Source organism: Pseudomonas sp. 2FG (genome assembly GCF_005502935.1).
In the GTDB taxonomy this organism is placed as follows: Bacteria; Pseudomonadota; Gammaproteobacteria; order Pseudomonadales; family Pseudomonadaceae; genus Aquipseudomonas.
The window spans coordinates 140,335-153,342 of sequence record NZ_SCMP01000001.1 but is presented as its reverse complement, the minus strand read 5'-3'; the positions used below and the strand labels follow the sequence as shown (position 1 = coordinate 153,342).

Here is a 13,008-nt window from a genome sequence, read left to right as displayed (position 1 = left end):
CTTGTGCGCCCTACACTCTGTATCCGCCGCCTATGATTCGAGAGTTTATGACGACCAACCAAGCGACCATTCTGGTCGTCGACGATGAGCCGCAGATCCGCAAGTTCCTGCGCATCAGCCTGGCCGCTCAGGGCTACAAGGTCATCGAAGCCGGCAATGGCAACGAGGGTCTGGCCCAAGCCGCGCTGGGCAAGCCGGATCTACTGGTGCTCGATCTCGGTCTACCGGATATGGACGGCCATAGCCTGCTCAAGGAGCTGCGCGAGTGGTCGCCGGTGCCGGTGCTGATTCTTTCCGTGCGCGCCGGGGAGGCCGAGAAAGTCCAGGCGCTGGACAGCGGCGCGAATGATTACGTGACCAAACCCTTCGGTATTCAGGAGTTTCTCGCCCGCGTACGGGCGTTGCTGCGCCAGGCGCAAGCCGGCGACAGCCCGCAAGTGGTGGTGACTATTGGCCCGCTGAGCGTGGATTTCGCCTACCGTCAGGTCAGCCTGGATGGTGCCGAAGTCAGCCTGACGCGTAAGGAGTACGCGGTGCTGGCGCAGCTGGCGCGGCATGCCGGGCGGGTGGTGACCCAGCAGCAGCTGTTGAAAGACATCTGGGGGCCAACCCATGTCGAGGACAGCCACTACCTGCGCGTGGTGGTCGGTCATCTGCGGCAGAAACTCGCGGATGATCCTGCTAACCCGCGCTTTATCGTCACCGAGGCCGGGGTTGGTTATCGTCTGCGCGAGAGTTGAGCGGCTGTGATTCCTTCCCCCTGGTTGGCGTCTAGCGACTAGTGGCGCGGAAACCCTCCACGCGGGCTTGAGCGAAGGACATCATGCAGGAACTGTTGAACGAGATTCTCGCCGAAGTCAGACCCTTGATCGGGCAGGGCAAGGTGGCCGATTACATCCCGGCGCTGGCCAAGGTGCCGGCGGCGCAGCTGGGTATCGCGGTGTACAGCAACGAGGGCGAGCTGTACTGCGCCGGCGACGGCCTGGTGCCGTTCTCGATCCAGAGCATCTCCAAGGTCTTCAGCCTGGTCCAGGCGATTCAGCATTCCGACGAGGAGATCTGGCAGCGCCTGGGCCACGAGCCCTCCGGCCAGCCGTTCAACTCCCTGGTGCAACTGGAGTTCGAGCGCGGTATTCCGCGCAACCCCTTTATCAACGCCGGCGCCCTGGTGATCTGCGACATCAATCAGTCGCGCTTCGCCGCCCCGGCGCAGTCGCTGCGTGACCTCGCCCGGCGCCTGAGCGGCAACCCGCACGTGGTCTCCGACGAGCTGGTGGCCCGCTCGGAATACCAGCACCGCGCGCGCAACGCGGCCATGGCCTACCTGATGCAGTCCTTCGGCAACTTCCATAACGAGGTCGAGGAGGTGCTGCGCAGCTACTTCCACCATTGCGCCCTGCGCATGAGCTGCGCCGACCTGGCCCGGGCCTTCAGCTTCCTGGCCAACCAGGGCCGCTGCCGGCACAGTGGCGAGCAAGTGCTGAGCCCACGCCAGGTCAAGCAGGTCAACGCGATCATGGCCACCAGCGGCCTGTACGACGAGGCCGGCAACTTCGCCTACCGGGTCGGCCTGCCGGGCAAGAGCGGGGTGGGCGGCGGCATAGTCGCGGTGGTGCCGGGGCGCTTCACCGTGTGCGTGTGGTCGCCGGAGCTCAACCCGTCCGGCAACTCGCTGGCCGGGATGGCCGCGCTGGAGAAACTCTCCGGCAGGATCGGCTGGTCGATTTTTTGATTTGGCGTAAGGCGGTTCGATGAGCTCCTAGGGTTTCTGCTCAGTCATCCGCTTCGTATTTATCCAGCGTATCGCTGGTGATCTGCCGGCCCAGCTGAATCAGCTCCGGCGCCTTGTAGAACTCGAAGAAACTACAGACCCGCTTGGGCACGTTGATCAGGATATCCGGCGGGTAGCCGGCGATCTTGTATTGCGCCAAGGAGGTCTGCATCACCTCGAAACTTTGGTTGATCAGCTCCAGCAGCGACGCCGGGCCGTTGGTGTCGGCCACCCGCGAACCGCTGGCGGACTTGGGCGTGCCGCTGGCTTGCACTGCGCGCCGTTCGCCGAGCCAGGGGTTATGGCTGGCCGTACTGGCGAGTAGGGCCTGCTCTTGCGGCAGCAAAAGCTCCTCGCCATTGCCTTCGGTTTTGCGCAGGAAGGGCAGGCGCGCGCCGAGCGAGCCCATCAGCAGGTCTATGCGGCTCTTGATCGCCGGCGGCCGCTCGATGACCGGCAGTTGGTATTGCTTCTGGTTGGTCGAGTTGAGGTTGACCGCGATGATCAGGTCGCAATGGCTGGAGACGACCGGGATGATCGGCAAGGGATTAAGCAGGCTGCCGTCGACCAGCATGCGCTTGCCTTGGATGACTGGCGTGAACAAGCTTGGAATCGCCGCCGAGGCACGCATGGCCTGATGCAGGCAGCCTTCCTGGAACCAGATTTCCTGCTGGTTGGTCAGGTCGGTGGCGACGGCGGTGTAGGGAATCCGCAGGTCTTCGATATTGATCTCGCCGACTATCTCGCGAATCTTGCCAAACACCTTCTCGCCGCGGATGGCACCCAGGCGGAAGCTGACGTCGAGCAGGCGCAGCACATCCAGGTAGTCCAGGCTCTCGATCCACTCGCGGTATTCTTTCAGCTTGCCGGTGGCATAGATCCCGCCGACCACTGCCCCCATCGAACAGCCGGCGATACAGGCGATGTCATAGCCGCGCCGCTCCAACTCTTCGATCGCGCCGATATGCGCGTAACCGCGCGCGCCCCCAGAACCCAGAACTAGGGCTACTCGTTTGCTCATGGCTGATCCCCCGTAATGCTGTGTCTTAGACCATACGCGTGCCCTCCGGCTGCGCCAAGGTGGCCAGGTTAAAAACGGCGGTCAGCCGTCGTCAGTCAACAGCGCCCCCTTGCGTCAGCCGATTCGTTGGCCGCGGGTTAACCAACGCTTGCCGGTTGCGTGACGAACTGCACTTTTCCGGTTCCGCGTCGTCCTACTGACAGACTAGACTCTTGCCGTTTTCCCTTTTCGAGGAGCGTTGTTGATGAAAGCTTGGATCTGCTTACCCCTGATGGTCTTGGCACTGGCCGGTTGCGCCGGTAAAACGGCTTACCGTGATAGCTGTGGTAGTCAACTGGATACCGCCTGGCGGGAACTGGATCTGGCCAAGGCCGAGGGTTTTGCCGGCACCGTGAGCTATTCCAAAGCCCTTTCGCTGCTCACTGCGGCGAAGACCCAGCAGCAGTTCGAAGCCTTTGAAGGCTGCGCGGCTAAAGCGCAGAAGGCCCGCTTCTACATCCGTGAGTCGCGTGCCGGGCGCTGAGGGTGCTGGCGGGAGCCGCCCTGATCGGCTTGCTGCGGGCCTGATCAGGGCGTTGTAGGTATTTACGCTGGTAAAGCGGGCGGCTCGGCGTTTAGCTATGCGGCTGGCAGATAAAGAGAGGTGTTGATGCAACTCGATTTCGCAACCTTGACCCCGTTGGAGGTTTACCGTTGGCTGGCCTCGACCGTCACGCCGCGGCCCATCGCCTGGGTGTCCACCCTGGCGAAAGACGGCGTGAGCAATCTGGCACCGTTCAGCTTCTTCCAGGTCATCAGCGATGAGCCGCCGACCCTGCTGGTCAATGTCGGTGCGCATGACGACGGCGGCCTCAAGGACACCCTGCGCAACGTGCAGGACACCGGCGAGTTGGTGATCCAGCTGGTCTCGGCCGCGCAGGCGGCGGCGATGAATGCCTCGGCGGCACAGCTGGCGCATGGCGTCAGCGAGTTCGAGCACTGTGGCATCGCCACTCTGCCAGCCAGCCGGGTCAAGCCACCACGGGTGGCCGGCGCGGCGGTGGCGTTCGAGTGTGCGCTGGCCGAGGTGCAACCGTACCCACGGGATAACCCCAACTGTTACCTGATCTTCGCCCGTGTGCTGTTGGCGCATATCGATGATCGGGTTCTGGATGGTCACGGCCGGATCGATCCGCAGAAGCTGGATCTGGTCGGGCGTCTGGGTGGCAGCCGTTACTGCACGACCCGCGATCGTTTCGATATGGCCCGCCCGGGCTAGGCCGGGCCAAACCGAGGCGCGGGGGAGAGGGCGGCTCTAGCATGTAGGCTGGGTTTCGCCAAAAACGGCTCTACCCAGCCTACGGATACCCTGAGAGCTAACGAATCAACCGCTCAGTCCACTAGTTTCAGTGTTTCGTCACTCTATAAGGTTGCTGGCGCTTTGCCGCTGGTCGGCGCACCGGTAGCATCGTGTGTCTGTTTAAAAGGAGTGACGCATGCACACGAAACTGACTGCCTGTCTGCACGCGGTGAATCAGGTGCTGCTGGGCAAGGAGCCCCAGGTGCGGCTGGCGCTGGCTTGCCTGCTGGCGCGCGGGCATCTGTTGATCGAAGACCTGCCGGGTATGGGCAAGACCACCCTCAGTCATGCGCTGGCCAAGGTGCTGGGTTTGAGCTTCCAGCGTATCCAGTTCACGTCCGATCTGTTGCCCGGCGACATCCTCGGCACCTCGGTGTTCGACAAGGACACCGGGCAGTTCGTCTTCCATGCCGGCCCGATCTTCGCCGAGCTGGTGCTGGCCGATGAGATCAACCGTGCCACGCCGAAGAGCCAAAGTGCTTTGTTAGAGGCGATGGAGGAGGGGCAGGTGACCATCGAGGGCGCAACCCGCCCGTTGCCGGAACCCTTCTTTGTCATCGCCACGCAGAACCCGGTCAGCCAGGGCGGCACTTTCGCCTTGCCGGAGTCGCAGCTCGATCGCTTTCTGATGCGCCTGTCCCTCGGTTACCCCGCCAAGGCGGCAGAAAAAGCCCTGTTGCTGGGGGAGGCGCGCCGCGAGCTGTTGCCGCGCCTTGCGGCGATTCTCAGCCATGTCGAACTGGCGGCGCTGCAGGCCGAAGTACCGAAAGTCCGCGCCAGCGATGCGCTGGTGGACTACGTGCTGCGTTTGGTGGAAGCCACCCGCACTCAGCCGCAGTTCGCCTGGGGCTTATCGCCGCGCGCCAGTTTGGCCTTGCTGGCGGCGGCCCGCGCCTGGGCCTTCCTGGCGGAGCGCGAGTATGTGATTCCAGAGGATGTGCAAGCGGTGCTGCCGTCCGTGGTCAGCCATCGGCTGCGTGAGCGGGCCGACCCGGCGGGGCATGGTGGCGGCGCGTTAGTCCAGTGGCTGCTGCGCGAGGTGCCGGCGCTTTGAGGGCACGGCTGAAAAGCCGCTGGCAGCGCTGGTTGCTGCGGCGGATTCCGCCGGCGGCCAGCGTGCAATTGACCCAGCGGCGGATCTTCATCATTCCGACCCGCATCGGTGCCGCGTTCGGTTTGGCCTTGGGCCTGATGCTGCTGGCCGCGATCAATTACCAGAACAGCCTGGCCTATGGTCTGACCTTTCTGTTGGCCTCGGTCTTTATCGTCGCCATTCTGCATACCTACCGCAATCTGGCCGGGCTGACGCTGCACGCCGCGGGTGGCGCTGCGCTGTTTGTCGGTGAGCTGGCGCGTTTTCGCGTGCGTCTGGCCAGTCGCGGCCGCGCGCACCAGGCGATCGCCCTGGGCTGGCCGCCGGCTGCGCTACAGGTGCTGGATGTGGCGCCAGAGGGCGTCAGCGAGTGCGAACTGAGCCTGCCGGCCCTGCGCCGTGGCTGGCTGCGGCCGGGGCGCTTGCGGGTGGAGAGTCGCTTCCCCTTGAGCATCTTGGTGGCCTGGAGTTGGGTCGATCTGGATCAGGCGCTGCTGGTCTATCCACGCCCGCTCGCGGGTGAATTGCCACTGGCCGCCGGTGCCCGCGAGGACGATGAGGATGACGGTGCGCGAACCCTCGGGCTTGGCGCGGATGACTTCCAAGGCTTGAAAAGCTACCAGCCCGGCGACTCCAAGCGGCGTTTGTACTGGAAGGCCTATTCCCGCGGGCAGGGTTTGCTGGTCAAAGATTTTGCGGCGCTGGCCGGGCGCGAGCTGTGGCTGGACTTCGCCGCGCTGGAGGGTGACGTGGAGGCGCGCCTGTCGCTGCTGTGCCACTGGGTCTTGCACCTGTCGGAGCGCCAGCAGCCCTTCGCGCTCAGTCTGCCCGGCAGCGTGCTGGCGCCGGACAGCGGTGAGAACCATCGCGAAGCCTGCCTGCGCGCCTTGGCGCTATTCGGCGAGCCGCCCCTGACGCTGCCCTCAGCCGGGCGGAGAGGGGAAGTCGGCAGGGTCTTCGACCGGCGGTTGGGGCAGCCATGAGCGCGGCCCAACCGATTCCCCGGATCAGCCTGACCTGGCTGCTGGTGGCCCAGGCGTTGGTGATCATCCCGCATCTGGCGCATCTGCCGCTGTGGATCATCGGCTTGTGGCTGGGCTGTGCGGCCTGGCGCATCCAGATCTTCCGCATGCGTGCGGGTTACCCGAACGGCTGGGCCAAGGCTGGGCTGGCGCTGGGCGCCGGCTGCGGGGTGTTACTCTCGCGCGGCAGCCTGCTTGGCCTGGAGGCCGGGGTGGTGCTGTTGATCGCCGCCTTCATCCTCAAGCTGGTGGAAATGCGCACGCGCCGCGATGCGCTGGTGCTGATCCTGCTCGGCTTTTTCGCGGTGGTTACCGCCTACCTATTCGATGACAGCCTGCTCGCCGCGCTGTTCAGCCTATTGCCGGTCACTGCGCTGCTGGCGGCGCTGATCGGCCTGCAACAAAGCGCGCTCGCCATGCACCCTTGGCCGACCTTGCGCCTGGCGGCTGGCTTACTCCTGCAAGCCTTGCCGTTGATGGTGCTGCTCTTTGTGTTCTTCCCCCGACTGGGGCCGCTGTGGTCGCTGCCGGGGCCGAGGGATCAGGGCGTCAGCGGGCTTTCCGACAGCATGGCGCCGAGCGATATTGCCGAGCTGAGCCGCTCCGCCGAGTTGGCTTTTCGCGCCAGCTTCGATGGCCCAGTGCCGCCGCGCAACCAGCTGTACTGGCGCGCCCTGACCCTGGAACGCTTCGATGGTCGGCGCTGGTCGCAGGCCGCCGGCGCGCAGTCAGCCGCTTCACCGGCCTGGGAGCAACGCGGCGAGCCGCTGAGTTACAGCATCATCATGCAGCCCAGCGCGCGGCCCTGGTTGTTCAGCCTCGATGTGGCGACCACGGATTTAGCCCAGACCCGGCAGATGAGTGATTTCCGCCTGGAGCGGCAACAGCCGGTGGAGCAGACCTTGCTCTACCGGGTGACTTCCTGGCCGCAGGCCCTGCGCGAGCCCGCAGACTCCAGCACTGCTTTGCGCCGCGCCTTGCAGTTACCGGCGCAGGGTGACCCGCGCAGCCGGGCCTGGGCGCTGGAACTGAAGCGCCAATACCCGCAGCCGCAGGCGTTGGTGCAGGCGCTGCTGGGGCATTTCAACCGCGAGCCCTACGCTTACACCCTGCGGCCCCCGCCGGTTGGGGCCGACAGCATCGACGAGTTTCTGTTTCGCACCCGCAGTGGTTTCTGCGCGCATTACGCCGGGGCCATGACCTTCGTCCTGCGCGCGGCCGGCATACCGGCGCGGGTGGTGGCGGGTTATCAGGGTGGCGAGCTGAGTGCTACGGGCAATTACCTGCAGGTGCGGCAATTCGATGCCCATGCCTGGGTCGAATACTGGTTGCCGGAACAGGGCTGGGTCAGTGTCGATCCGACCTTTCAGGTGGCGCCGGAGCGGATCGAGCAGGGGCTGGAGCAGGCCATTGCCGGGGAGCAGAGTTTTCTCGAAGGCTCGCCGTTGTCGCTGCTGCGTTATCGCAATATCAGTTGGCTGAACCAGCTACGAATGGGCTGGGATAACCTCAATTACGGCTGGCAGCGCCGGGTGTTGGGCTATCAGGGCGAGCAGCAGCTGCAGCTGTTGCAGCACTGGTTTGGCCGCTTGGATGCGCGCGATCTGGTGCTTGCGCTGGTGGGCGGTGGCGGGCTGCTGCTGGGCTTGCTGGCGCTAGCGCTGTTCAAACCCTGGCGTCCTGAGCAGGATCTGCAGCAGCGCCTGTATCGGCACTTCGAGCGCTTGCTCGCGCGGCATGGCTTGCACCGCACTACGGGCGAGGGCGCGCGGGCCTTTGCCGAGCGCGCGGGGCAAGTCATGCCGGCGCAGGCCGAGCAGATTCGGGCGTTTGCCGCCGCTTTCGAGGCACAGCGCTATGCCGGTCGGAGCGCTGAGCCAGCCGAACTGCGGCAACGATTGGCGCAACTGCGCCGCGCCTTGCCCTGGCGCCTGACCCGCGCCGAACGCTGAACTTGCGACTATCGGTCACTTGCCGGTGGCGAGTGACCGATTAAGCTAAAAACTTCTTACTCAAGGACGCGTGCCATGGCCGGATTTGTCGATGCCTTGATTGCCCAGGTGTTGCGGTTGGCGATCAACTTGCAGGCCTGCCGTGCACGCTTGGGCGCGCGCACCGATGGCGAGGTGTTGCACGATCTGCGTATCGCCCTGCGTAAGTTACGCAGCCTGCTACGACCCTTGCGCGGGCTGCTCGAGAACGACCCCCTGGAACCGGCTGCCGCTGCACTGGGGCAGTTAAGCGGCCCGCTGCGGGATACTGAGGTGCTGTTGGCCGAGCTACAGGCGCATGCCGTATCGAGTCAGCTAGACGCGCGCCGCCAGGCGTTGGATGCCGGCTACACGGCATTGTTGGCCAGCGCCGAGTTGCAGCAGCTGTTTCGGGCGTTGGATGTCTGGCCGGAGCTTTTTCGTCAGGCCCAGGCGGACGCTGCGTTGCGTGGTTTAGCGAGGCGTGTGCAGCGCTATCTGGCCCGCCAACGCCGCCGTTTAGGCGCCGCGTTGCGCGCACCTGACCACGACCTGCATCGCACGCGCCTGCTGATCAAACGCATGCGTTATGGCGCCGAGGCTTACCCGCAACAGGCGGCCGTCTCATCCCTGGCGGCCCTGGCCTTGAAGGCGGCGCAGACGGCGCTGGGCGATTGGCACGATCATCTGCAATGGTTGGCGCGGGCCGAGCGTGAGCCTGATCTGGCGCCGCGGGTGGCAGAGTGGCGCCAGGCGCTGGCCGCCGCCGAACAACTGGCGGATCGGGCGCTGTTGCCGTTGCAGAAGTACTTCCCCGGCCGTTGACACAGCGCGGCTTACCGGGTTGCCCATTTCCCCCGTTGAATTGGCCTAACCGGCACTTTAACTGGCTACCGCCGGGTGTGGCCTATCCCCTAAGATCGCGGACGCATTTTTGTTTTGAGGCAAGCATGACCTTTTCCGAGTTGCTTAGAGCCGTTCGCGACAATCCCCAGTCCGTCGTGGTGCCGAGTCAGTGGGGCCAGGGCCGCGCGAGTTTTGGTGGGGTGGCGGCGATGTTGGTGTACGAAGCCATGCGTGCGCAGGTGCCGACAGGGCGCCCGGTCCGTTCGTTGGCGGTCACCTTTGTCGGGCCACTAGCCGTCGATACGCCGGTGAGCCTTGAGGTGGAGGTGCTGCGCGAAGGCAAGGCGGTCAGTCAGGTGCTCGGTCGCGCCGTGCAGAACGGCCAAGTCGTGACCTTGGTGCAGGGCAGTTTCGGCGCCTCCCGCGATTCGGCAATCGACGTCGCGGCCGAACCCGCACCGCTGATCAAACCCGTCGAAGAATGCCAGGAACTGCCCTATATCAAGGGCGTGACCCCGGAGTTCACCCGTTACCTGGCGATGCGCTGGGGTATTGGCGGCATGCCGTTCACCAATAACCCGGCGCGGGAAATGGGTGGCTGGGTGCGCTTACGCGGTGAGAGCGAAGCCGAGGTGGTCGAGGAAGCTCATCTTCTTGCACTGGTCGATGCCTGGCCGCCTGCGGTATTGCCGCACCTGCGCGCCCCGGCGCCTGGCAGTTCGTTGACCTGGACCATCGAGTTCATGCAGCCGACGCCGAAGTTGAGCACCTTCGATTGGTGCCTGTACCGCGCGCAGATCGAGCATGCCCGGGATGGCTATGGCCATATCGCCGCCGCGCTGTGGACAGCGGATGGCGAGCTGATCGCGCTCAGTCGGCAGACGGTGACGGTGTTCGGCTGAGCTGGATCTTACTGCACCGCACTTACCGCACTTACCGCACTTAATGCCGTTGGCGGGTTTTCCAGGCCCGCCACCAGCCGCCGTTGAGGACAAAGCGCGGGAAGGTGAAGAACTGCTCGAGCAACAGCCGCTGTACGGCATCGGTCGTGTCGCTGAACGGCGCCTGGGCCTTGGCCTCCAGGCGGTGTCCATGCTCCTGCAGCGCGAGGGCGGCGAGCAGGCCGATCACGCCCAGGATCAGCGGCAGCACGCGGAGCTGGAAGAGGGCGGACAGCAGCATCAGGCTGGCGAGGATAAACAGCGGCACGGCAATTAGGTGCACGATCAGGTTGATCGGGTTGCGGTGGGTGGCGGCGTAGCCGCGCCATTGCCAGGTCAGCAGGTTGGGGCGGTGTCTGCCCATGATGCAATCCTCGGAAGCTTTGCAGAGAGTCTAGGCGGCTGTTGAGGTTTGCGCGGGTGCCTGGCCTATGGCTGGCCCGGTCAGGCAGGGGGCTAAATTTCGTGCCGGCTCAAGGGTCCGCTGGGGGCGGTTACAGCCTAGGCGTCGGCGATCTCGGGCAGGGCGAAGAAGGCGCGGGCGCAAGCGGTCGTGTGCTCGGCCAACTGTCCTGGGCTTTCCCCGCGGTGGCGGGCGATTTCGTGCAGCACCTCGAGCAGAAAGGCCGGCTCGTTGCGCCCGTTCTTCGGTTTCGGCCGCAGGCTGCGGGGCAGCAGGAAGGGTGCGTCGCTTTCCAGCATCAGCCGCCCTGCGGGAATTTCCCGCATCAATGGATGCAGATGAGTGCCACGGCGCTCGTCGCAGATCCAGCCCGTGATGCCGATATGCAGATCCAAATCGAGATAGTTGAACAGCGCGCGTTTCTCGCCGGTAAAACAATGCACCACCGCTGCCGGTAGACGATCACGGTAGTCGCGCAGAATCTCGAGCAGGCGCTGGTCGGCCTCGCGTTCGTGCAGGAACACCGGGAGTTGCAGTTCCACGGCCAGCGCCAGTTGCTCTTCCAGGGCCTTTTCCTGTTGCGGGCGTGGCGAGAAATCGCGATTGAAGTCCAGCCCGCATTCGCCGACGGCACGCACTTCTGGCTCCTGGAGCAAGGCGCTTAACTGGCTCGCGCTAGCGCTGTTCCAACTGCTGGCGTCATGCGGATGAATGCCGGCGGTGCAGAACAGCCGGGTGCCGGTTTCATCCCCTTGGCGGCAGAGTGCAAGGGCCTGTTCGCTGCCTTCCAGGCTGGTGCCAGTCAGCACCAACTGAGCAACGCCTGCTGCGTAGGCGCGAGCGAGGACGGCTTCATGCTTCTGCGCGAAGCTGGCGTGGGTCAGATTGACGCCGATGTCGATGAGTTGCATGGTGCTACCTCAGTGCTGAGCGGTGCAGCATAACAGAGCTATTTTTTTATCTATAAAATCAATGGTTACATGAACTTAGCGTTTGTTATTAATGTCGAATACATACTGAGGCTGGCATCTAGAGGCGCGCTATGCGAACCTCCGCGCCCCGCGCGCGCCGGGAAGCTTGTTTCCGGGTGCAGTGCTCTCAGGCGGTCAGGTTGGCTGAGCCTGATCCTCTTCTGGAGACTCGATGACGCGACCGCTGCTGCTTCTGTTCTGCCTGCTGGCGCTGCTGCCGTTACCGGCGGCTGCGCGCCTGGCTGGGCCGCCGGAAGGCTGGCAGCAGCCGAGTGCTGCCCACGACCTGGGGCAGATTCGCAGCAGTGGGGTATTGCGCGTATTGGTCAACCAGAGCCGCAATAGCTCCGGCGAGGTCAAGGGGCAGGCGATTGGCGTCGAATATCACCGCCTGCGAGCTTTCGAGCAATACCTCAATCGCAACGCTGGTGATGGCCGCCGCCTGACCCTGAAAATCATCCCGAAAGCCAAAGACCAGTTGCTTGGCGCTCTGCAGCGTAGCGAAGGCGATCTGGTTGTCCCTGGCGAATTGCTCAGCGCTCGCAGTGGCCAGGATGTCAGCCCGAGTGTGGCGATTCGCACTGATGTGCCCCTGGTCTTGGTCGGCCGTCAGGGCGATCGGCGTTACCAGCGTCTGGAGCAACTGGCGGGCCGCAGCCTGGCGTTGCCGGCGGGCAGTGCCGCCGCCGAGGCGCTGCGTGCGGTTAACCAGAAGCTGGCGCAACGCAAACTGCCGCCCATAGTGGTCGAGTGGGTTGACCCCAGTCTGGCGGTAGAGGATGTGCTGGAGATGGTGCAGGCCGGCATCTTCAGCCTGACGGCGGTGGAGCAGCCGATTGCCGAGCGATGGCTTAAGGTCATGCCGAAGTTGCGCATCGAGCGTCATCTGGTGCTGGCTAACGCGGGTGATATCAACTGGTTCGTGCGCCGTGATGCGCCCATGTTGCTCGCCAGCATCAACGGTTTTCTCAAGACCTATCGCCACCCAACGGATCAAGACGCGGTGTTCCAGCGTGTCTATCGCCGCCTGTACAAGGTGCATTATCCGTTGGCACGGGCCGATCGACAGCGCTTGGAAAAAGTCCGCCCGGTGTTGCAGCGCTATGCCGCGCAGCATGACTTCGATTGGCTGACGCTGGCCGCGCTGGCCTTCAAGGAGTCGACGATGAACCCGGCGGCGCGTGGTGCCGGTGGCGCAACAGGGCTGATGCAAATCACCCCGGCGGCGGCGCGCAGCGTTGGGGTCAGTAATGTGCAGGTGCTGGACGGCAATGTGCAGGCTAGTACCAAGTACCTGGCAAAGCTGCGCCGTAGTTTTTTCAACAGCGCCCAGATCAACGAGCGTGAGCGCATGGCCTTTGTCCTCGCCGCTTACAACCTGGGCCCGCAGCGCGTGCAAGGTTTTCGGGCGGAGGCGCGCCGCCGCGGTCTGAACCCTAATCAGTGGTTCTTCCAGGTCGAGCGTATTGCCATGGAGCAGGTGGGGATGGGCGTCGCCAGTTACGTCAACGCGGTGAACAAGTACTACCTGGCCTATGACCGTGAGCGTTATCGACTGGAGCCGCAGGGCCGGGTAGCGAGTTTGCGAAAGTGATCAAATTATTCAATGCTGATTAACGATAATTTGCGAT

Annotated in this window: 13 protein-coding genes; 10 read left to right on the top strand and 3 right to left on the bottom strand. The window is 64.2% G+C overall.

Features of this window, described 5'->3' with window-relative positions:
• Nucleotides 1–47 precede the first annotated feature (47 nt).
• A complete protein-coding gene (locus tag FFS13_RS00695) occupies nt 48–740 on the top strand; it encodes a response regulator (protein WP_137817210.1) in 693 nt (230 codons plus the stop codon).
• 83 nt (nt 741–823) lie between these two features.
• Nucleotides 824–1,732, top strand: coding sequence for a glutaminase B (gene glsB, locus FFS13_RS00690; protein WP_137817209.1), 909 nt, complete (start codon nt 824–826; stop codon nt 1,730–1,732).
• 40 nt (nt 1,733–1,772) lie between these two features.
• Here glsB and FFS13_RS00685 read toward each other — a convergent pair whose 3' ends face one another.
• Complete coding sequence (locus FFS13_RS00685; protein WP_137817208.1) at nt 1,773–2,792, bottom strand: patatin-like phospholipase family protein; 1,020 nt, start codon at nt 2,790–2,792, stop codon at nt 1,773–1,775.
• Between the two features lie 244 nt (nt 2,793–3,036).
• On the opposite strand from FFS13_RS00685, the gene FFS13_RS00680 reads away from it, so the two are divergent.
• The 7 genes from FFS13_RS00680 (at nt 3,037) to FFS13_RS00650 (ending at nt 9,964) form a co-directional block, all read left to right on the top strand.
• On the top strand, nt 3,037–3,315 hold the full coding sequence (locus tag FFS13_RS00680; RefSeq protein WP_137817207.1) for a hypothetical protein: 279 nt from the start codon (nt 3,037–3,039) through the stop codon (nt 3,313–3,315).
• Between the two features lie 126 nt (nt 3,316–3,441).
• On the top strand, nt 3,442–4,050 hold the full coding sequence (locus FFS13_RS00675; RefSeq protein ID WP_137817206.1) for a flavin reductase family protein: 609 nt from the start codon (nt 3,442–3,444) through the stop codon (nt 4,048–4,050).
• 217 nt (nt 4,051–4,267) lie between these two features.
• A complete protein-coding gene (locus FFS13_RS00670) occupies nt 4,268–5,185 on the top strand; it encodes a MoxR family ATPase (RefSeq protein ID WP_137817205.1) in 918 nt (305 codons plus the stop codon).
• Entirely contained in the window at nt 5,182–6,207 is a 1,026-nt protein-coding gene (locus tag FFS13_RS00665; protein ID WP_137817204.1) for a DUF58 domain-containing protein, read from the top strand. The genes FFS13_RS00670 and FFS13_RS00665 overlap by 4 nt, the downstream gene beginning before the upstream one ends.
• On the top strand, nt 6,204–8,198 hold the full coding sequence (locus tag FFS13_RS00660; protein ID WP_137817203.1) for a DUF3488 and transglutaminase-like domain-containing protein: 1,995 nt from the start codon (nt 6,204–6,206) through the stop codon (nt 8,196–8,198). Before FFS13_RS00665 ends, FFS13_RS00660 begins: the two co-directional genes overlap by 4 nt.
• A gap of 75 nt (nt 8,199–8,273) precedes the next feature.
• Nucleotides 8,274–9,041 carry a CHAD domain-containing protein gene (locus tag FFS13_RS00655; RefSeq protein ID WP_137817202.1) on the top strand — a complete coding sequence of 256 codons (768 nt, stop codon included), beginning with the start codon at nt 8,274–8,276 and terminating at the stop codon, nt 9,039–9,041.
• A gap of 125 nt (nt 9,042–9,166) precedes the next feature.
• Nucleotides 9,167–9,964, top strand: coding sequence for an acyl-CoA thioesterase II (locus FFS13_RS00650; RefSeq protein ID WP_137817201.1), 798 nt, complete (start codon nt 9,167–9,169; stop codon nt 9,962–9,964).
• A 40-nt stretch (nt 9,965–10,004) separates the two neighbouring features.
• On the opposite strand, the gene FFS13_RS00645 is transcribed toward FFS13_RS00650, so the two are convergent.
• Nucleotides 10,005–10,367 carry an Mpo1-like protein gene (locus tag FFS13_RS00645; RefSeq protein ID WP_137817200.1) on the bottom strand — a complete coding sequence of 121 codons (363 nt, stop codon included), beginning with the start codon at nt 10,365–10,367 and terminating at the stop codon, nt 10,005–10,007.
• 137 nt (nt 10,368–10,504) lie between these two features.
• Nucleotides 10,505–11,317 carry a TatD family hydrolase gene (locus tag FFS13_RS00640; protein WP_137817199.1) on the bottom strand — a complete coding sequence of 271 codons (813 nt, stop codon included), beginning with the start codon at nt 11,315–11,317 and terminating at the stop codon, nt 10,505–10,507.
• A gap of 232 nt (nt 11,318–11,549) precedes the next feature.
• On the opposite strand from FFS13_RS00640, the gene FFS13_RS00635 reads away from it, so the two are divergent.
• Entirely contained in the window at nt 11,550–12,971 is a 1,422-nt protein-coding gene (locus tag FFS13_RS00635; RefSeq protein WP_137817198.1) for a transglycosylase SLT domain-containing protein, read from the top strand.
• The last annotated feature ends 37 nt before the right edge of the window (nt 12,972–13,008 follow it).

What these genes read in the sequence shown, in the direction of transcription:
- FFS13_RS00660 (WP_137817203.1), top strand. Translation starts at nt 6,204, where the DNA reads ATGAGCGCGGCCCAACCGATTCCCCGGATCAGCCTGACCTGGCTGCTG.
- FFS13_RS00640 (WP_137817199.1), bottom strand. Translation starts at nt 11,317, where the DNA reads ATGCAACTCATCGACATCGGCGTCAATCTGACCCACGCCAGCTTCGCG.
- FFS13_RS00650 (WP_137817201.1), top strand. Translation starts at nt 9,167, where the DNA reads ATGACCTTTTCCGAGTTGCTTAGAGCCGTTCGCGACAATCCCCAGTCC.
- FFS13_RS00675 (WP_137817206.1), top strand. Translation starts at nt 3,442, where the DNA reads ATGCAACTCGATTTCGCAACCTTGACCCCGTTGGAGGTTTACCGTTGG.
- FFS13_RS00695 (WP_137817210.1), top strand. Translation starts at nt 48, where the DNA reads ATGACGACCAACCAAGCGACCATTCTGGTCGTCGACGATGAGCCGCAG.
- FFS13_RS00635 (WP_137817198.1), top strand. Translation starts at nt 11,550, where the DNA reads ATGACGCGACCGCTGCTGCTTCTGTTCTGCCTGCTGGCGCTGCTGCCG.
- glsB (WP_137817209.1), top strand. Translation starts at nt 824, where the DNA reads ATGCAGGAACTGTTGAACGAGATTCTCGCCGAAGTCAGACCCTTGATC.
- FFS13_RS00645 (WP_137817200.1), bottom strand. Translation starts at nt 10,367, where the DNA reads ATGGGCAGACACCGCCCCAACCTGCTGACCTGGCAATGGCGCGGCTAC.
- FFS13_RS00680 (WP_137817207.1), top strand. Translation starts at nt 3,037, where the DNA reads ATGAAAGCTTGGATCTGCTTACCCCTGATGGTCTTGGCACTGGCCGGT.
- FFS13_RS00670 (WP_137817205.1), top strand. Translation starts at nt 4,268, where the DNA reads ATGCACACGAAACTGACTGCCTGTCTGCACGCGGTGAATCAGGTGCTG.
- FFS13_RS00655 (WP_137817202.1), top strand. Translation starts at nt 8,274, where the DNA reads ATGGCCGGATTTGTCGATGCCTTGATTGCCCAGGTGTTGCGGTTGGCG.
- FFS13_RS00685 (WP_137817208.1), bottom strand. Translation starts at nt 2,792, where the DNA reads ATGAGCAAACGAGTAGCCCTAGTTCTGGGTTCTGGGGGCGCGCGCGGT.